Origin of the sequence: Vibrio sp. ED004 (genome assembly GCF_023206395.1) — a bacterium.
Lineage (GTDB): Bacteria > Pseudomonadota > Gammaproteobacteria > Enterobacterales > Vibrionaceae > Vibrio.
In genome coordinates, this window is record NZ_CP066149.1 from 1536280 (window position 1) to 1555489 (window position 19210).

Genomic DNA, 19210 nt, shown 5'->3' on the forward strand with positions numbered 1-19210 from the left:
GACTGAATGAACAATGTCATCATTACCCAATTAGACCCAGTAAAGGTTCCCCTCGTAAAACGTTTCTACAAGGAACATTATCCAACAGGGAAAGCCAATAAGAGTGAGCTTATCTATTCATTACTCATGGATAACGAGCTTTGTGGTGTCGTGCGTTTTCGGACGATAGAAAATGTTCGCTTACTTACCGGAATGGCTATATCAAAAGAACATCGTGGTAAGCAATTAGGCTCTCAGCTTATGGATTATTGTGCTCAGCATACACTGACGGAAAACGACTACTGCTTTGCATACGCTCACCTCACCAGCTTTTACTCACGACATCAGTTCGTACAGATCGCTCCAGAACAGCTACCCAATGGCTTAAGAGTTTTATACGAGCGCTATTCGAATAGCGGAAAAGATCTCATTCCTATGCATTATCAGCAAAATTGTTAGAGAATGCCTCGATTATCTAGTATTTGGGTCTATCCCTTTGGTAAAATTAAAGGTTCGCAATTTTGCATATTTTTAAGGTAAAACAGTCAATATGATTGCCAGTAGGAATCCATTCATACAGTTGCCAACCATAGCGCAGAATCCTGACAAGTTTGAAGTACTACTATCAGCGCAAGAGTTTCGAACTCGCTTACTTGATGAGATATCTCGCGCAACGACTCGTATTAGTTTAGTCGCTTTGTACCTTGAAGATGATGAGGCTGGCCGTGAGATCCTAACTGCCTTATATGAAGCAAAGCAAAAGAATCCAGAACTAGACGTGAGTGTATGTGTCGATTGGCACAGAGCTCAACGTGGATTGATTGGCGCAGAGTCCTCTGAAGGCAACGCGGCAATGTATAAAGAGTTTTCTGAAAAGTATCAGCACTCTGTTCCTGTCTATGGCATCCCTGTTCGCGGTAAAGAAGTCTTTGGCGTATTGCACCTAAAAGGCTTTATTGTCGATGACAGCGTGATATACAGCGGTGCAAGCCTTAACAATATCTATCTGAATTACCATGATCGCTATCGCTTTGATCGCTACCATGTTTTAAACAACGCAGCACTTGCTGATTCGATGTTTACTTACGTGCACGAGCAGATGATCTCAGACAGTGCCGTTTACGACTTGGCAGATAAGAACAAGCCAGTAACTAAAGAACTGAAACCAGCGATTCGCCAGTTCCGAGCTTCACTAGCTCGATCTCAATACCAATTCGATGGTCAGGATGTTTCGCCAGAGCAAGTCGCCGTAACGCCATTAGTTGGTATTGGTAAACGACGTAACCGTCTGAATCAAGGCATCAATCAACTTGTCGCTCAAGCTAAAGATGAGATCTTTATCTGCACACCTTACTTCAACTTCCCACCTAGCCTAGCGAAGGAAGTGAAGAAAGCGCTTAAGCGTGGCGTAAAGGTCAGTATTGTTGTTGGTGATAAAACTGCGAACGATTTCTTTATCTCACCAGAAGAAGAGTTTAAAACGATTGGTGGCTTGCCATATCTTTACGAATTGAACTTACGCCGTTTCGCTAAAGCCAATGAAGCTCACATTGCTAGCCGCAATCTATCGATTCGACTTTGGCAACACGATTCTAATAGCTTCCACCTGAAGGGTATCTGGGTTGATAAGCGTTATATGCTCCTAACAGGCAATAATCTAAACCCTCGTGCATGGAAACTCGATCTAGAAAACGGTATCTTTATCCAAGATCACTACCATCACCTAACTGATAAGTTCCAAGCTGAAGTAGACAACATTCTTCAACACACTCAGCTTATCTGTACTTATAAGCAGTTAGATAAAGTAGATAGCTATCCAACGGAAGTTCAGAAGCTAATTCGTAAGATCACTCGTGTCAAAGCAGACAGAGTGCTTAAACAGATTCTATAGCGAATAGCTGCTCATACAGTTAATCAACGCCTAGCAAACGCTAGGCGTTTTTTTATCAGTTATACGAGAGTACGAAATATATTTTCTGAACTGGTACAAACTATTAAACGTTAGCTAAGGCTCGAATATCAACTAACCTATAGAAACTCCCCACACTTTCCTTCATCGGTCTCGGGAATGACTAGATCGGACATAAGTTCATCCAACACATCTAATGATCCAAACTCCAATCAAACACACCGAATCAACCATTTCCTCCCCCTCCTAAATAACACTAAGTAGCCTCAATCAATATCAGAATAGTCTTAATCAATATCAGAATAGTCTTAATAGTTAATCTAAGTATCACGAAACTCTTACGACGACATGTGCAGATAGAAGGCATATAAAGCTTGCGAGTATTCTGACAGGAGTAGCTTTTCTAATAGGTAACCGAATAATTGGATTTTCGCACCTTCAATAACGATCAGAGTAAAGATAATCGTATATTCTTAAAGTATAAACAAGCTTCGGAAATTCGAAGAAGTGTTCTTCATAAGTGGCTTTGTGGCTGAGGTCTTTGGCAACCGGAACTCATTGGTCGAAGACTAAATTATCTATACCCAGAAACGACGAAAGCCTAGTCGTAAGACTAGGCTTTCTAATCAGTATCAGAGTGTCTGGTATTCCATCGGACTCGCGCAAGAGAAAAGCTCTTTCAACTGAAGGGAATATACAATAATTCAAATGTAAAAGAGCCCTGCTATTTCTAGCAGGGCTTTTCTAATAAGTGGCGGAGTGGACGGGACTCGAACCCGCGACCCCCGGCGTGACAGGCCGGTATTCTAACCAACTGAACTACCACTCCGCAGTGGACTACTTGTCGTCGCTGACAAGTCGTTCATAATTTAAAGCCTGGCGATGTCCTACTCTCACATGGGGAAGCCCCACACTACCATCGGCGCTATTGTGTTTCACTTCTGAGTTCGGCATGGAATCAGGTGGGTCCACAATGCTATGGTCGCCAAGCAAATTTTAAAATTCGGAAAACTGTAATTTAAAAGTAACTCTTCAAACTCATTCAAGGTCTGTCTTTGAGTCCACAAAACCCCTTGGGTGTTGTATGGTTAAGCCTCACGGGCAATTAGTACAGGTTAGCTCAATGCCTCGCAGCACTTACACACCCTGCCTATCAACGTTCTAGTCTTGAACAACCCTTAAGGACGCTTATAGCGTCAGGGAAAACTCATCTCAGGGCTCGCTTCCCGCTTAGATGCTTTCAGCGGTTATCGATTCCGAACTTAGCTACCGGGCAATGCCATTGGCATGACAACCCGAACACCAGAGGTTCGTCCACTCCGGTCCTCTCGTACTAGGAGCAGCCCCCTTCAATTTTCCAACGCCCACGGCAGATAGGGACCGAACTGTCTCACGACGTTCTAAACCCAGCTCGCGTACCACTTTAAATGGCGAACAGCCATACCCTTGGGACCGACTTCAGCCCCAGGATGTGATGAGCCGACATCGAGGTGCCAAACACCGCCGTCGATATGAACTCTTGGGCGGTATCAGCCTGTTATCCCCGGAGTACCTTTTATCCGTTGAGCGATGGCCCTTCCATTCAGAACCACCGGATCACTATGACCTGCTTTCGCACCTGCTCGAATTGTCATTCTCGCAGTCAAGCGGGCTTATGCCATTGCACTAACCACACGATGTCCAACCGTGTTTAGCCCACCTTCGTGCTCCTCCGTTACTCTTTGGGAGGAGACCGCCCCAGTCAAACTACCCACCAGGCACTGTCCGTAATCCCGATTCAGGGACCAACGTTAGAACATCAAAACTACAAGGGTGGTATTTCAAGGACGACTCCACCACATCTAGCGACGCGGTTTCATAGTCTCCCACCTATCCTACACATGTAGGTTCAATGTTCAGTGCCAAGCTGTAGTAAAGGTTCACGGGGTCTTTCCGTCTAGCCGCGGGTACACTGCATCTTCACAGCGATTTCAATTTCACTGAGTCTCGGGTGGAGACAGCGTGGCCATCATTACGCCATTCGTGCAGGTCGGAACTTACCCGACAAGGAATTTCGCTACCTTAGGACCGTTATAGTTACGGCCGCCGTTTACCGGGGCTTCGATCAAGAGCTTCGACCGAAGTCTAACCCCATCAATTAACCTTCCGGCACCGGGCAGGCGTCACACCGTATACGTCATCTTACGATTTTGCACAGTGCTGTGTTTTTAATAAACAGTTGCAGCCACCTGGTATCTGCGACTCTCGTCTGCTCCATCCGCAAGGGACTTCACTGATAAGAGCGTACCTTCTCCCGAAGTTACGGTACCATTTTGCCTAGTTCCTTCACCCGAGTTCTCTCAAGCGCCTTGGTATTCTCTACCCGACCACCTGTGTCGGTTTGGGGTACGATTCCTTACAATCTGAAGCTTAGAGGCTTTTCCTGGAAGCATGGCATCAATGACTTCACTACCGTAGTAGCTCGACATCGTATCTCAGCGTTAGTAGCGGTCCGGATTTACCTAAACCACCCGCCTACGTACTTGAACCTGGACAACCGTCGCCAGGCCCACCTAGCCTTCTCCGTCCCCCCATCGCAATTGTAAGAAGTACGGGAATATTAACCCGTTTCCCATCGACTACGCCTTTCGGCCTCGCCTTAGGAGTCGACTTACCCTGCCCCGATTAACGTTGGACAGGAACCCTTGGTCTTCCGGCGAGGGAGTTTTTCACTCCCTTTATCGTTACTCATGTCAGCATTCGCACTTCTGATACCTCCAGCAGCCCTTACAGACCACCTTCAACGGCTTACAGAACGCTCCCCTACCCCACATACCCTAAGGTATGTAGCCGCAGCTTCGGTGTATAGCTTAGCCCCGTTACATCTTCCGCGCAGGCCGACTCGACCAGTGAGCTATTACGCTTTCTTTAAATGATGGCTGCTTCTAAGCCAACATCCTGGCTGTCTGAGCCTTCCCACATCGTTTCCCACTTAGCTATACTTTGGGACCTTAGCTGGCGGTCTGGGTTGTTTCCCTCTCCACGACGGACGTTAGCACCCGCCGTGTGTCTCCCGGATAGTACTTACTGGTATTCGGAGTTTGCAAAGGGTTGGTAAGTCGGGATGACCCCTAGCCTTAACAGTGCTCTACCCCCAGTAGTATTCGTCCGAGGCGCTACCTAAATAGCTTTCGGGGAGAACCAGCTATCTCCAGGTTTGATTGGCCTTTCACCCCTAGCCACAAGTCATCCGCTAATTTTTCAACATTAGTCGGTTCGGTCCTCCAGTTGATGTTACTCAACCTTCAACCTGCCCATGGCTAGATCACCTGGTTTCGGGTCTAATCCTAGCAACTGTACGCCCAGTTAAGACTCGGTTTCCCTACGGCTCCCCTAAACGGTTAACCTTGCTACTAAAATTAAGTCGCTGACCCATTATACAAAAGGTACGCAGTCACACCACGAAGGTGCTCCTACTGCTTGTACGTACACGGTTTCAGGTTCTATTTCACTCCCCTCACAGGGGTTCTTTTCGCCTTTCCCTCACGGTACTGGTTCACTATCGGTCAGTCAGTAGTATTTAGCCTTGGAGGATGGTCCCCCCATATTCAGACAGGATATCACGTGTCCCGCCCTACTCGTTTTCACTGATGATGAGATGTCGATTACGGGGCTATCACCCTTTATTGCGGCACTTTCCAGAGCCTTCATCTGTCTCATTAAAAGCTTAAGGGCTAATCCAATTTCGCTCGCCGCTACTTTCGGAATCTCGGTTGATTTCTCTTCCTCGGGGTACTTAGATGTTTCAGTTCCCCCGGTTTGCCTCCTGTTGCTATGTATTCACAACAGGATACGTGCTTATGCACGTGGGTTTCCCCATTCAGGAATCCCAGACTCAAAAGGTTATTACTACCTAATCTGGGCTTATCGCAAGTTATTACGCCTTTCATCGCCTCTGACTGCCAAGGCATCCACCGTGTACGCTTAGTCACTTAACCATACAACCCGAAAGGGTTTCTATTTGCTTTCACTTTAAAAAGTGAAGACAAATAAGCGTATGGCAACTAACCAAGGTTTTTGGTTGTCATCAAGAAGGGTTAATTCTTGATAACTGTTTGCCGGACTCAATTGTGAATCAAATAAATTTGATTCGAATACAAGACACTTGAATGTGTTTGTTGTGTTTATACCGTTCTTATTAAATAAGAGCAGATAAACATTGAGAACTTTTAAATTTGATTGAATTACTCGTAAGTAAATCAATCAGTCAGCTTTCCAAATTGTTAAAGAGCATAAAGCAAAAAGCTTTAATCAATAACTTGCGTTATTAATTAAAGCTCTGGCTTTAACTAAATCTAAACCATCAATCTGTGTGGACACTTATCGTGAATATCTTCGTATAAGGAGGTGATCCAGCCCCAGGTTCCCCTAGGGCTACCTTGTTACGACTTCACCCCAGTCATGAACCACAAAGTGGTGAACGTCCTCCCCGAAAGGTTAAACTACCCACTTCTTTTGCAGCCCACTCCCATGGTGTGACGGGCGGTGTGTACAAGGCCCGGGAACGTATTCACCGTAGCATTCTGATCTACGATTACTAGCGATTCCGACTTCATGGAGTCGAGTTGCAGACTCCAATCCGGACTACGACGCACTTTTTGGGATTCGCTCACCATCGCTGGCTTGCTGCCCTCTGTATGCGCCATTGTAGCACGTGTGTAGCCCTACTCGTAAGGGCCATGATGACTTGACGTCGTCCCCACCTTCCTCCGGTTTATCACCGGCAGTCTCCCTGGAGTTCCCGACATTACTCGCTGGCAAACAAGGATAAGGGTTGCGCTCGTTGCGGGACTTAACCCAACATTTCACAACACGAGCTGACGACAGCCATGCAGCACCTGTCTCAGAGCTCCCGAAGGCACACCTGCGTCTCCGCTGGCTTCTCTGGATGTCAAGAGTAGGTAAGGTTCTTCGCGTTGCATCGAATTAAACCACATGCTCCACCGCTTGTGCGGGGCCCCGTCAATTCATTTGAGTTTTAATCTTGCGACCGTACTCCCCAGGCGGTCTACTTAACGCGTTAGCTCCGAAAGCCACGGCTCAAGGCCACAACCTCCAAGTAGACATCGTTTACGGCGTGGACTACCAGGGTATCTAATCCTGTTTGCTCCCCACGCTTTCGCATCTGAGTGTCAGTATCTGTCCAGGGGCCGCCTTCGCCACTGGTATTCCTTCAGATCTCTACGCATTTCACCGCTACACCTGAAATTCTACCCCCTCTACAGTACTCTAGTTCACCAGTTTCAAATGCAGTTCCGAGGTTGAGCCCCGGGCTTTCACATCTGACTTAATGAACCACCTGCATGCGCTTTACGCCCAGTAATTCCGATTAACGCTCGCACCCTCCGTATTACCGCGGCTGCTGGCACGGAGTTAGCCGGTGCTTCTTCTGTTGCTAACGTCAAGAGATAGCGCTATTAACGCTACCCCTTCCTCACAACTGAAAGTACTTTACAACCCGAAGGCCTTCTTCATACACGCGGCATGGCTGCATCAGGCTTTCGCCCATTGTGCAATATTCCCCACTGCTGCCTCCCGTAGGAGTCTGGACCGTGTCTCAGTTCCAGTGTGGCTGATCATCCTCTCAGACCAGCTAGGGATCGTCGCCTTGGTGAGCCATTACCTCACCAACTAGCTAATCCCACCTAGGCATATCTTGACGCGAGAGGCCCGAAGGTCCCCTCTTTGGCCGTAGGCATTATGCGGTATTAGCCATCGTTTCCAATGGTTATCCCCCACATCAAGGCAATTTCCTAGGCATTACTCACCCGTCCGCCGCTCGACGCCCATTAACGCACCCGAAGGATTGTTAATGTCGTTTCCGCTCGACTTGCATGTGTTAGGCCTGCCGCCAGCGTTCAATCTGAGCCATGATCAAACTCTTCAATTTAAGATTTTGTGACTCAACGAATACTGACTTCAAAACTAATATTTACCGCTCTTTCGAAAAAGAACAGAAACATGTAATTCTAAAGCTATTACCATTCCAACAGAATGGTAATGAATTGACTGTGCCAAATAACCGAGGTTATTTGTATTGGTCACTCAGTTCATTGAAATCAATTTTGATTCCGAAGAATCTGTTTTATCTAACGATAAAACGTTTTGATATTCATCAACGAGTGCCCACACAGATTGATAGGTTTAAATTGTTAAAGAGCTCTAGCGTTTTGTGATTCACACCTCAGTCGCTAGGGGTGCGTACTATACCTGCACCACTTTGAGAGTCAAGGGTTATTTTCAAACTCTTTTTCTCTACCGATTTCGCTGTGTGACTTTCGTCTCACTCCGTGTCGGTGAGGCGGCATTATAGAGAGATTGAAGGGGAGCACAAGGGCTTTTTGAAATAAAAGTTTTGTTCGCCTAAAAAGCCACCAGATCCGTATTTTTCGAATAAAAACTAAACATTTGAGACGTATCACAGCAATACATTGGAAAAATGGAAGCCATGAACGTAAGATTCATGTGTCTATTTTGTTAATGGTAGATGCGTCTATTTCGTTTATTAATATGTAGTATTCCGATATGAACTCAAAAAAATCGATGTTGTTAATTGTCGCACTGGCTGTATTAGGCGGCATTGTTTTCTCTCAGGTAGATATATCGCCTGCAATTACCTTTATCCTTGGTGTCTTGGCTTCCGCTTTTGTTGTTAACTTTTCAAGCACCGACTCAAAATCAGATTCAGAACCTAAGGCTTCAACAAAAACACTTTATGTGGGTAACCTTCCATACAAAGCAAACGAATCACATGTGCGTGAATTATTCTCAGAACATGGTGAAGTCTTTGCGGTGCGTTTAATGAAAGACAAACGCACTGGTAAAAGAAGAGGCTTTGGATTTGTTGTTATGGCAAGTAATGATGTGAATCATGCAATCTCTGCACTTAATGATAAAGATTACATGCAACGAACTTTAAAAGTACGTGTTGCAAATGATCCTAAACATCCTGAAGCGGACGAATCTGAACTGAGCTAAACCCTAACTGCTTTAACATGCTATTTAGTGCACTTTCTTTTTTAGGAAGTGTACTACAAAAAACCTCACGCACTCCCCCCTCTTTATTGTCACTTTCCAAATCCAATAAATCTTGCACTCGCTTAGCGATCGCTTTACCAGAATCAACCAATAAAACATTGCTTCCTAAGACTCGTTGAATCTCAGACTTTATCAATGGGAAATGTGTGCACCCTAAAACGGCCACATCAATAATATTGAGCATCGGTTGAAGGATTTGCTGTAACTCTTGAAGATTAATCACCTCCCCTCTGAGCTTATCTTCAGCCATATCCACCAGCCGAGTAGAACCTAAAAGCTCGACTCTTTTATTAATCGAGAAGTTTTTGATTAAGTCGTGTGTGTATTGACGAGTGATCGTTGCGGGAGTAGCAATAAGACCGACCGCTTTATTAGCAAGCAGGGATGCAGGCTTAATTGCCGGTACAACACCGACGATAGGGATAAGATTATTAGCTCTGAGTGTCGGTAAGACAATCGTGCTCGCTGTATTGCAAGCTATCACTACGATATCAATCGCGTGACTAGCCACAAAACTGGCTACTATGCTTTGAACTCTACGAATGAGCACTTGCTGATCGAGTTCACCATAAGGATAAGCCTCGTTGTCGAATACATAGATATAGTTATGATTCGGTAGTAACTGACTTATCTCTTTATATACAGATAGACCACCCACTCCAGAATCAAAGACCAATATATTTTTTTGTAGACTATCCGACACAGCGATTACCTATAATAAGTTTCGCTGCAATGATACTCCTTCGCTTAGTTTTCGCCAATCCTCACTCTATATAATGCAAGCTTGATAGCGTTGATGAACAAAACGCTCACCTTGTTCTACATTTTCTAGATCTATCTTAAGCTTTCCTTTAAAACACGGCGCTGACGTCACTAGGGTATGGAACTCACCGTCTTCACCACATGGATCGACATGACTCGGTAAACTGTCTATTAGTTCTGACGTGTATTTCTGCCCACAGTAACTCTTGTCCAATGCGTTGCTATCAACCGTGACGAGAAAGGTTTCGATTCCTCTATCTATTATCTCTTGGGCTAGCGCCTGACTGTTCTCCCCCAGAAGAGGAAACACACACTCCCAACCAACCGGTTCTATATAGCTTTTGCGGTAGTCGGCTATACCGTTACAAAACATATCGCCAAATGCGACCGCATCAATTGATAAGCCAGACCCTTTCAATGCTGAGACAATCGTACTTTGGTAAATCTCATTGCTTGGGAACACTTCAGGAAGCTCTATGGTGATGAGTGGCAAACCGATTAATTGTGCCTGCATGGCGACCACATCAATCGGAGTTACCTGAAACGGGACTTCATCTCCAACATACGTAGTATAGAGAGCAACAACTTCATACTCGGCACTCTCAAGCAAACGCTCTAGGGTTAAGGTGGAGTCTTTGCCTGATGACCAACTTATGACGACTTTCTTTTTCATTGATATACCCAATAAGAAAAAACCGCCCGAAGGCGGTTTAGGTGTTAATTAGAATTGGTAAGCTAGATTCGCAAAGTACCTACGCTCAGGCGCATTATATCCTAGCGTTGTTTGGTATTTTTCATTCGTCAGGTTATCAACTCGACCACGAACAACCAACTCAGGTGAAATCCAATACCCTACAGAAACATCCCACAAGCTTACTGATGGCAAGATATTATCTGGATCGGTGGTTTCTTTTGGATTACCCGCTCTATCACCTGTATATGTATAAGTAAGGTTTACATCGAAATCTGCATATGAAGCATCCATCAACCACTTGTAGTTTTCATCTGCTCGCTTCGCTAACTTGTTGCCTGCTGAATCTTTATGATCTTTAAATTCAGCAACAACCGTGTGATGGATAAACCACGTGTCGAAATTACCTGTAATTTCTAGCCCTTTTAATTTTGCATCTACGTTTTGAGGATACCAAGACGGACTACCCTCATACCAAATGATCAAGTTATCGACTTCATTATCGTATGCGGTCACATCCAGCTTGAATAAATCGAATTCACCGGTATATCCGATTTCGCGGTTTTCGGCTTCTTCCGGCTCTAGGTCAGGATTGGTTGTTAGATCAGAATAGCTCGGCGCTTTAAATGATGTGCCGGCAGCCGCTCTAAGTGAGTGCTTTTCGGTTAGGTAATAACGAGTACCTAAAGACCATGTGGTATGATTGTCGTATGTATCATGTTTATCGTTACGCACGCTACCTACGATTTGAACATCACCGAAACGAAGTTCAGAAGAAGCGTAAACACCCGTCGTATCGCGAGATTCCCCTGCTAGTGTATCTGGAAAGCCATATGACAAAGCATCATCATCAAGTTTTTCTCTACGCCAATCCGCACCAGCACCCACAGATACGTTCTCGTTGATGTAATACTGATTCAAGAACTGGAGATTCGTTAGGTCTATTTTCTTTTGGGTACCAGCATTGTCTTTACCTTGAGCTTGTGAATAGTCTAGGTTCTCGATCGCTTGCTGATTAGCTCTAAAGGTAGAGCTTAAGTTATCACCTTTATAATCAAGAGCAGCTGTCACACTCAGGTTCTCTGAATACCCATAGTTCTTACCACCAGAATCGTACTCAGTTAAACTATCGAACCAACGAACGGATGCACTACCAGTAAAGGCTTCATTAATAGGCTGAGAATAGGACGCGAAAAGATTCTGGCTTTCATATCCATAGTTAAGGCCAGTCGCAGGGTCTTTGATGTCGTACCCTTCAGTCTCATCAAAACCACCAGCAAGCTTCACTGTTCCGCCATTAGATAGTTTACGGGTCGTTGAAAAGTTTGCTTCCTTTTGAGCGTCACTACCTGCTCCAACAGAAATCATTGTTGATTCCGCCGAACTACCAGACGCGGTAATAACATTAATTACACCCGCTACAGCGTCAGAACCGTAGAGAGCCCCGCCAGAGCCACGAATCACTTCAACTCTTTCAATAATACCGACTGGAATATGGTTGAAGTTAATACCGCCGGCCGCAGAATCAATACGAACACCATCGACAAGAAACAATACTTGATCGCTATTGTAGCCACGCATGAAAACAGATGCGCTGTGCCCACGTCCGCCACTTTGCGATACTTCGACACCAGGCACTCGTTTTAAGACATCGACTAGGGATTTAGCTTGGGTTTCTTCTATTTCTTGTTTAGAAACAACCGTTGTTGATGCAATCACATCACTTAAAGGCTGCTCAAAACGGTTAGCCGTAACCACCATGGTTTCGTCGGCAGAGGCTTCTTGGGCGTATAAATTGGAGATAGGTGAAAGCAGCGATGCTACAGCAATCGCTAAAAGGGATTTGTTCATGTTGTTATCCTAAATCGCGTAAATTCCTACCAAACCACATCTTATGGTTTAGCTACTGGCAGGTATTCGGACTCAAGAGCACAACCTTATGGTTACCTTGTATTCGACTTCCCACAAAAAGCTATTTGCAGTGTCTTATGAATACTTGTTCTCTTTTACCGCTGCGCGTCAGTTCTGGATTCACACCAGATTCCCTCTTCAGCCATCTATACATCTAAATGGCACCAGCTTGCCGAAGATAGTATTGACCTCTGAATCATTTGTCTAGTCTAAGATAGTTATAAGCTATAGTTTTCATGGCCTATTTACACTGATTGGCTCTCAACACTGGACAAGCGCCTGTGATTGAATAAAATCTGCGCTCTTGATTTAAAAGCACGACAGCAAAAGGCATAACAATGGCGAATTTAGATGTAAACCCGCAACGCTACCAAGAACAACTGACAGAAAAGACTGAGCGTCTTACTGAAATGTTCTCAGAATATAATGTGCCTGAGCTGGAAGTGTATGAATCTCCAGAACAACACTACCGCATGCGTGCTGAGTTCCGCGTGTGGCATGAAGGTGACGATATGTATTACGTCATGTTCAATCAAGAGACCAAAGAAAAATATCGTGTAGACCAGTTCCCCGCTGCTAGTCGTCTTATCAATGACTTGATGCCTCTATTAACAGATGCAATGAAGAACAACCATTCTCTACGCCACAAGCTATTCCAAGTAGATTTCCTTTCTACGCTAAGCGGTGAGATTTTGGTGTCACTGCTTTATCACCGTCAGTTGGGTGAGCAATGGATTCAAGATGCTAAAGCGCTAAAACAGCAACTGAACGATGAAGGTTTCAATCTAAACCTGATTGGCCGTGCGCGTAAGATGAAAATCGTACTGGACCGCGACTACGTCATTGAAAAGCTAGACGTGAATGGTGACAGCTACATCTACCAACAAGTAGAGAACAGCTTTACTCAACCAAACAGCACAGTAGCAGAGAAAATGTTGGAATGGGCTGTTGACTGTACTCAAGACAGCAAAGGCGACTTGCTAGAGCTTTACTGTGGTAACGGTAACTTCTCATTAGCATTAGCACAGAACTTCGAACGTGTACTGGCAACAGAACTAGCGAAGCCATCAGTTGAATCAGCACAATACAACATTGCGGCGAACAAGATTGATAATGTTCAGATTATTCGTATGTCTGCGGAAGACTTTACCGTAGCAATGGAAGGCAAGCGTGAATTCCGCCGTCTACAGCAAGCAAACATCGATCTTAAGAGCTACAACTGCAACACTATCTTTGTTGATCCACCACGCTCAGGTATGGATGTTGATACTTGTAAGATGGTTCAAGGTTACGAGCGCATCATGTACATCTCTTGTAACCCTGAAACGTTGAAAGAGAACCTAGAGATCCTAAGCGAAACACACGACATCACTCGTTTTGCTCTGTTTGACCAGTTCCCTTACACGCACCATATGGAAGCTGGCGTATTCCTAGAGCGTAAAGCTTAAGTCTCGCTTTCAGGTCTAAGCCAAACAGCAGATACAAAAAAACGAGCCCATTGGCTCGTTTTTTTAATTTCTAAATCAACTTAAGCAGTTTTGCCGATAAAGCCGAGTTTCTTACCTACCCATGCAAGAAGCAACATCGCGACAATAATCGCAAAGAAGTTTGAGCCAGCATCAGGGTGCTGTGCCTTCACAAAAGCCGAGTGGCCAAATGCGCCAACAAAGAAACAAGCTAAACCTACTAATGGAATATCTTCAGATACTGGGTTAGTTAGGTACTCTTGGTAAAGTGCTTGTACAGCCAAGACTAAAGCAATCAGTGGGAAGATAGAGAAGCCCACTTCGCTCATTGTTACCCAAGATAACAGAGCATCACCACACACACCGGCAATAACAGCAAGTACGAGTGTCTTTCTTTCTGAACCACGGTTTACAGTATTATTTTCATTCGACATTATTCAATCCCGCCTTTTAATCGGTTACGTTCACGTTCTTTACGATACCAAAAAGCCCCTTTGGCCATCATTCGCAATTGCATGATCAAGCGTTCAGCCAGTTCATCTCGCTGACGTCGATCTAAATCTAATGCTTCTGCCCCTGAGTTGAAAACCAAGATAACGGAGGCTTCAGCTTGAGTAAAAGCTTCATCTCGTGTCATACCCGTCGTTATCAAATATTCGGTTAACTCAGCAGAGAAGTGCTGTATCTCACGAGCTACCGCCGCACGAAACTCAAACGAGGTTCCCGAGCGCTCTCGTAATAACAGTCTGAATACGTTTGGACTGCTTTCAATGAATTCCATAAAGGTTTCAACCGATGTGCGAATCACACTGCCTTCTTTTACTATGCGTTGCCTAGCTTGTCGCATGAGCTGGCGCAGTAGTAGGCCACCTTCATCAACCATGGTTAAGCCAAGCTCATCCATGTCTTTAAAGTGACGATAAAAGGAAGTCGGTGCTATTCCAGCCTCACGAGCGACTTCTCTCAAGCTTAGGTTGGAAAAACTACGATCGGCACTGAGTTGGCTAAATGCTGCATCGATTAAGCTGCGACGAGTTTTTTCTTTTTGCTGTGCGCGAATGCCCATTGGTTTCATACTTTATCAATTTCTTCTTTTACAGCCTAAACAGGCATGTCTAATACTCTCTTCAATATAACGCGAATCACTTATTTATATAAGGCACTCTGGTTATATAAGACACTCAACACGCCTCTTTGTTCACGTACCGAAGTAAATACGTTCGAAGAAAAAATTTCAATATCCACACTGTCATTTGGAGACATACGACATACCAAATATTATTTTTTCGATAACACTGCGTGATCTCACCGACTCTCTGATGCCCTTTTCATGTACCCAAGAACAGAATCAGTTAAAATCTCGCTAAAGCAATGTTAATCAAATATAACAAGGAAGATATCTATGCCACACTCCAACCACTTTGATGTAATCGTAATTGGTAGTGGCCCCGGAGGCGAAGGGGCAGCGATGGGATTAACCAAAGCCGGGTTGAACGTTGCAATCATTGAAAAAGAGAGCAGCGTTGGTGGTGGTTGTACCCACTGGGGAACCATTCCTTCCAAAGCACTGCGTCATGCCGTAAGCCGTATTATTGAATTCAATAACAACCCACTATTTTGTCAGAACAACAAAAGTATTCACTCGACGTTCTCTAACATCTTGGGGCACGCGAAATCAGTCATCGATAAACAGACTCGACTACGACAAGGCTTTTATGATCGCAACCAATGCACACTAGTATTTGGTACTGCACGCTTTATTGATACCAACACTGTCTCAGTAATGCAAAGCGATGGCACTGAAGAACATTACAGTGCCGACAAATTTGTTATCGCGACAGGCTCTCGCCCATATCAACCAGACAACGTGGACTTCCTGCACGAGCGTGTTTACGACAGTGACTCGATTCTTTCTCTTAAACACGACCCTCAACACATCATCATTTATGGTGCCGGTGTTATTGGTTGTGAGTACGCGTCTATCTTCCGCGGTTTAGGTGTTAAAACCGATCTCATCAATACTCGAGACCGCCTACTATCATTCTTAGACAATGAAACCTCTGATGCGCTTTCTTACCACTTCTGGAACAGCGGTGTAGTGATTCGTAACGACGAAACTTTTGAGAAAATCGAAGGGACGGACGATGGCGTGATCATTCACTTAGAATCCGGCAAGAAAATGCGTGCCGACTGCCTACTGTATGCCAATGGCCGAACCGGTAACACCGATAAACTTAACCTTGGTGCGGTTGGCTTAGAGGCGGATTCTCGTGGACAAGTATCAGTAAACACCAATTACCAAACCAATGTGGACCATGTTTACGCGGTAGGTGATGTGATTGGCTACCCTAGCCTAGCGAGTGCGGCTTATGACCAAGGTCGATTCGTTGCACAAGCGATTATCAAAGGTGAAGCTGAACGCCACCTTATTGAAGACATCCCAACTGGTATCTACACCATCCCTGAGATCAGTTCTGTAGGTAAAACCGAGCAAGAACTAACGACTGCGAAAGTACCGTACGAAGTGGGACGTTCTTCATTCAAACACTTAGCTCGCGCTCAAATCGCCGGTAAAGATATTGGTAGCTTGAAGATCCTATTCCACCGTGAAACCAAAGAGATTTTGGGTATCCACGTATTTGGTGAGCGTGCGGCTGAAATCATCCATATCGGCCAAGCGATTATGGAGCAGAAAGGTGAAGCAAATACCATCGAGTACTTTGTGAATACCACCTTTAACTACCCAACGATGGCAGAGGCTTATCGTGTTGCAGCACTTAACGGACTTAACCGTTTGTTCTAAATAAAGAACCAACAGGAGTATTTGACCACCCATAGGCCAAATACATAAACAGCAAGCCATAAGCTTGCTGTTTTTATTTAAAGTACTGAATAATATAGTATATGGTAGTAATTAGATCATGATGTTCTAAATACCCCTTTACCTGTACAGCCTCTATTTGTTGCTCCCTGGACTGAGCTATCTAAGTAAGCTAAGCGAGGAACTCTCCCTTCTTCCACTGAGAAATGAATAAAACACCCAAGCCAACCCCACGCATCGCCATAAAGCTCAACATTGCTAGCCACAACGCATGGTTTTCCAAACCTGAGGCCAAGTAGAAAATCGCAAAGAAGCTGCAGGTCGCCACAAACATGCTATTACGCATATCTTTGCCCTTTGTTGCTCCAACAAAAATACCATCCAATAAGAAGCACCACATAGAAACCAGCGGCATTGCGATTAACCACGGTAAATACACTTCCGCTTGGCTCTTAACGTCAGGGATTGTGGTGATCATATTAATCAAGCTAGCCCCTGAAATCGCGAACACGATAGTGAGTACCAAACAAATATTGAAGCTCCAGAAAAAGGTGCCAATCAATGATTGGTTTAATTCGTCTTTATCTTTCGCGCCAATCGCTTTACCCACCATAGCTTCCATCGCGTAGGCGAAGCCATCCATCCCATAAGAGATAATCATCAAGAAGCTCATCAACACTGCATTTGCTGCCACGACATCATCACCAAAGCTTGCACCTTGGAAAGTCATAAAAGTAAAAGTCGCTTGTAGACATAATGAACGGAGAAAGATATCGCGATTCAATTTTACGAAACGGCTCAAACCTTGACTTGTTTTCTTAAGCAAATCCCATGGCGAAGGCAGTTGTCTCTTAATCCAGATTCGATAAACGCAGATTAAACCAAACGTTAATCCTGCATAATCAGCCATTACTGATGCCAACGCGGCACCTTCAACCTGCCACCCAAGACCAATAACAAATACAATATCCAAAACGATGTTAGTGATATTAGTGATAATCACCATCCACATTGGCGCTTTGGCATTTTGGGTTCCAAGTAGCCAACCCAAAATCACGAAATTAGTGAGCGCAGCAGGTGCACTCCACGCTCGAATAGAGAAATACTGCTGACCATAGTGTTTCACTTGCTCACTAGCACTACTCAAAGAGAAAACCAGATCCGCAACCAAGCTATGCAAAAGTAAGAAGACACCAGCAAATCCTAAAGCCATGGTAACCCCCTGCACGAACACCAAACCGAGCTGCTTGCCATCATCTGCACCATAAGATTGTGCTGCGAGCCCAGTTGTCGACATGCGCAAGAAACCGAGCAGCCAAAAGGTCACGCTGATCATAGTGCCACCTAATGCGACACCACCAAGATACCAAGAATGTTCTAAATGACCGATAACCGCGGCATCGACTAAACCCAGTAGTGGAACAGTTATATTAGAAAGAACCATCGGGATCGCGAGCAACAGCACTTGTTTGTGCATTGCTTGATTAGATAGCGTTTGGAAAATAGTTTGGGGATTAAATAGCTTCACGATCACCTCTTCGATTAGAGGCGATAGTTTAACCTAGTGAGTGGGCTTTCACTATGTTGCGAGGTTTTGCTTATAGCAAGGCGGGCTTTGGTGGTGGGTAAGTTAAATCGCTGGCACTACCATTTAACTAACACCAATTGTGGCGTTAAACGCTTTTTGACCTGAGAGATCTTGCACAATAATCGCTGCCATAATTTCCAACGATTACATTGCTGATCTAGTGGAGAAAAGGCTTTTACCCATTGCGTCCATGGCAACCAATTTAGAATGCTGTCGACTGGAGAGGACAAGCCATGAGCATAATCACCAGAACCAAGCTTTTTACCTAGAGTGCTTGAGCTTTTGTCTCCTGCTAATACTAAACACGCATGTGCATGAGTAAAGTAGCGGCTCAGAGACTGAATAAAGTGCGCGGTCTGCTGCTCATTGCAATCAAGCAGAGCATGTTCACATACCACCATCACCGATGCTTGCTCTGGGATGTTAAGTTCATCTAACCAAGTTAGGTCATCAACAGAGCCGCACTCTAAACGATAGCGTTCATTTTTGTGGAACAAGCGTTGTCGCCAAAGCAGATTCTCGGTGACATCTAGCTCAACCCAATGACAGCGACCATTATCTAAACGGTAGAAACGGGTATCAAGCCCTGCTCCCACGTTAATAATCCAAGCATCTGGGTTATGAGATAAAAACTGTTGAACTTGAGAATCACAAAGTTGAGTCAGAGTCGCATAAAGGAGTTGTTGTTGGTCGAGTTCACCGGTAAGGCATTCTGGTGCAAGTTGGCAACGCTTGCAGGCTTGTGCTGCAATAGGGTCATAAACTAAGCCATCATCGGCAAGGCTTTCGCGGCTACGAAACCAAAGATGTTGAACGAGATTCGTCGGAACTTGAAATTCTTGATGAGCAGACCCTTGATCAGAAGAAGCCCTTTGATCAGAGGCGCGCGGCTTACGAGTAAGCGGCTTTATTTGAGGTTTGGTTGGGTTTGGCATCATCATCTTCCTTGTATCTCGACAAAGAAGATGATAATGAATATCAATTACAATAACAAGTTATTGAGAAT

12 protein-coding genes, 1 tRNA gene, 3 rRNA genes and 1 riboswitch are annotated in these 19210 nt (G+C 44.8%); of the genes, 5 read left to right on the forward strand and 11 right to left on the reverse strand.

All coding sequences use genetic code 11. The features are described 5' to 3' along the window. The first annotated feature begins 6 nt into the window (after nt 1-6). Nucleotides 7-438: a GNAT family N-acetyltransferase gene (locus tag ITG10_RS06900; protein ID WP_017633109.1), complete on the forward strand. Its 432-nt coding sequence runs from the start codon at nt 7-9 to the stop codon at nt 436-438. Between the two features lie 91 nt (nt 439-529). Further along, nucleotides 530-1870, forward strand: coding sequence for a CDP-diacylglycerol--serine O-phosphatidyltransferase (gene pssA / locus ITG10_RS06905; RefSeq protein ID WP_026084474.1), 1341 nt, complete (start codon nt 530-532; stop codon nt 1868-1870). Between the two features lie 770 nt (nt 1871-2640). Here pssA and ITG10_RS06910 read toward each other — a convergent pair. The 4 genes from ITG10_RS06910 to ITG10_RS06925 all read right to left on the reverse strand — a co-directional run bounded on the left by ITG10_RS06910 (nt 2641) and on the right by ITG10_RS06925 (nt 7817). Beyond that, nucleotides 2641-2717 (reverse strand) — tRNA-Asp (locus ITG10_RS06910). 45 nt (nt 2718-2762) lie between these two features. Beyond that, a 5S ribosomal RNA gene (gene rrf / locus ITG10_RS06915) occupies nt 2763-2878 on the reverse strand. A gap of 94 nt (nt 2879-2972) precedes the next feature. After that, a 23S ribosomal RNA gene (locus ITG10_RS06920) occupies nt 2973-5865 on the reverse strand. A gap of 402 nt (nt 5866-6267) precedes the next feature. Next, a 16S ribosomal RNA gene (locus tag ITG10_RS06925) occupies nt 6268-7817 on the reverse strand. Together the 16S, 23S and 5S rRNA genes with 1 tRNA gene alongside form the textbook arrangement of a ribosomal RNA operon. A 635-nt stretch (nt 7818-8452) precedes the next feature. Here ITG10_RS06925 and ITG10_RS06930 point away from each other — a divergent pair. After that, nucleotides 8453-8905, forward strand: a complete 453-nt coding sequence (locus ITG10_RS06930; protein WP_017061054.1) for an RNA-binding protein — start codon at nt 8453-8455, stop codon at nt 8903-8905. Here ITG10_RS06930 and murI read toward each other — a convergent pair. From murI to ITG10_RS06945, 3 genes are read right to left on the reverse strand one after another with little or no spacing between them, the layout of a single operon-like run. Then, complete coding sequence (gene murI, locus ITG10_RS06935) at nt 8868-9674, reverse strand: glutamate racemase (RefSeq protein WP_248386820.1); 807 nt, start codon at nt 9672-9674, stop codon at nt 8868-8870. The two genes, ITG10_RS06930 and murI, sit on opposite strands and share 38 nt — an antisense overlap. Before the next feature lie 60 nt (nt 9675-9734). Beyond that, entirely contained in the window at nt 9735-10400 is a 666-nt protein-coding gene (locus ITG10_RS06940) for an adenine nucleotide alpha hydrolase (protein ID WP_248386754.1), read from the reverse strand. A 48-nt stretch (nt 10401-10448) separates the two neighbouring features. Then, complete coding sequence (locus ITG10_RS06945; protein WP_017633175.1) at nt 10449-12269, reverse strand: TonB-dependent receptor; 1821 nt, start codon at nt 12267-12269, stop codon at nt 10449-10451. Nucleotides 12270-12308: 39 nt separating this feature from the next. Next, nucleotides 12309-12513, reverse strand: a riboswitch (cobalamin riboswitch). Nucleotides 12514-12667: 154 nt separating this feature from the next. Here ITG10_RS06945 and trmA point away from each other — a divergent pair. Beyond that, nucleotides 12668-13777 (forward strand): tRNA (uridine(54)-C5)-methyltransferase TrmA, encoded by a 1110-nt coding sequence (trmA, locus tag ITG10_RS06950; protein WP_017633174.1) that lies wholly within the window; start codon nt 12668-12670, stop codon nt 13775-13777. Nucleotides 13778-13857: 80 nt separating this feature from the next. On the opposite strand, the gene ITG10_RS06955 is transcribed toward trmA, so the two are convergent. Together ITG10_RS06955 and fabR are read right to left on the reverse strand one after the other, a co-directional pair. Further along, nucleotides 13858-14229, reverse strand: coding sequence for a YijD family membrane protein (locus ITG10_RS06955; RefSeq protein ID WP_017061049.1), 372 nt, complete (start codon nt 14227-14229; stop codon nt 13858-13860). Then, nucleotides 14229-14870 carry an HTH-type transcriptional repressor FabR gene (fabR, locus tag ITG10_RS06960; protein ID WP_010438693.1) on the reverse strand — a complete coding sequence of 214 codons (642 nt, stop codon included), beginning with the start codon at nt 14868-14870 and terminating at the stop codon, nt 14229-14231. Before fabR ends, ITG10_RS06955 begins: the two co-directional genes overlap by 1 nt. Nucleotides 14871-15197: 327 nt before the next feature. Between fabR and sthA the strand changes: the two genes are divergently transcribed. Next, on the forward strand, nt 15198-16598 hold the full coding sequence (gene sthA, locus ITG10_RS06965; RefSeq protein WP_017633173.1) for a Si-specific NAD(P)(+) transhydrogenase: 1401 nt from the start codon (nt 15198-15200) through the stop codon (nt 16596-16598). Nucleotides 16599-16788: 190 nt separating this feature from the next. On the opposite strand, the gene dinF is transcribed toward sthA, so the two are convergent. Beyond that, nucleotides 16789-18144: an MATE family efflux transporter DinF gene (gene dinF / locus ITG10_RS06970; protein WP_017633172.1), complete on the reverse strand. Its 1356-nt coding sequence runs from the start codon at nt 18142-18144 to the stop codon at nt 16789-16791. Between the two features lie 116 nt (nt 18145-18260). Further along, nucleotides 18261-19139 carry a class I SAM-dependent methyltransferase gene (locus tag ITG10_RS06975; RefSeq protein ID WP_017633171.1) on the reverse strand — a complete coding sequence of 293 codons (879 nt, stop codon included), beginning with the start codon at nt 19137-19139 and terminating at the stop codon, nt 18261-18263. Nucleotides 19140-19210 lie beyond the last annotated feature (71 nt).

Bases quoted from the DNA above. Each gene is read 5' to 3' on its own strand.
- ITG10_RS06900 (WP_017633109.1), top strand. From the start codon at position 7: ATGAACAATGTCATCATTACCCAATTAGACCCAGTAAAGGTTCCCCTC.
- pssA (WP_026084474.1), top strand. From the start codon at position 530: ATGATTGCCAGTAGGAATCCATTCATACAGTTGCCAACCATAGCGCAG.
- ITG10_RS06930 (WP_017061054.1), top strand. From the start codon at position 8,453: ATGAACTCAAAAAAATCGATGTTGTTAATTGTCGCACTGGCTGTATTA.
- ITG10_RS06940 (WP_248386754.1), bottom strand. From the start codon at position 10,400: ATGAAAAAGAAAGTCGTCATAAGTTGGTCATCAGGCAAAGACTCCACC.
- ITG10_RS06945 (WP_017633175.1), bottom strand. From the start codon at position 12,269: ATGAACAAATCCCTTTTAGCGATTGCTGTAGCATCGCTGCTTTCACCT.
- trmA (WP_017633174.1), top strand. From the start codon at position 12,668: ATGGCGAATTTAGATGTAAACCCGCAACGCTACCAAGAACAACTGACA.
- ITG10_RS06955 (WP_017061049.1), bottom strand. From the start codon at position 14,229: ATGTCGAATGAAAATAATACTGTAAACCGTGGTTCAGAAAGAAAGACA.
- fabR (WP_010438693.1), bottom strand. From the start codon at position 14,870: ATGAAACCAATGGGCATTCGCGCACAGCAAAAAGAAAAAACTCGTCGC.
- sthA (WP_017633173.1), top strand. From the start codon at position 15,198: ATGCCACACTCCAACCACTTTGATGTAATCGTAATTGGTAGTGGCCCC.
- ITG10_RS06975 (WP_017633171.1), bottom strand. From the start codon at position 19,139: ATGCCAAACCCAACCAAACCTCAAATAAAGCCGCTTACTCGTAAGCCG.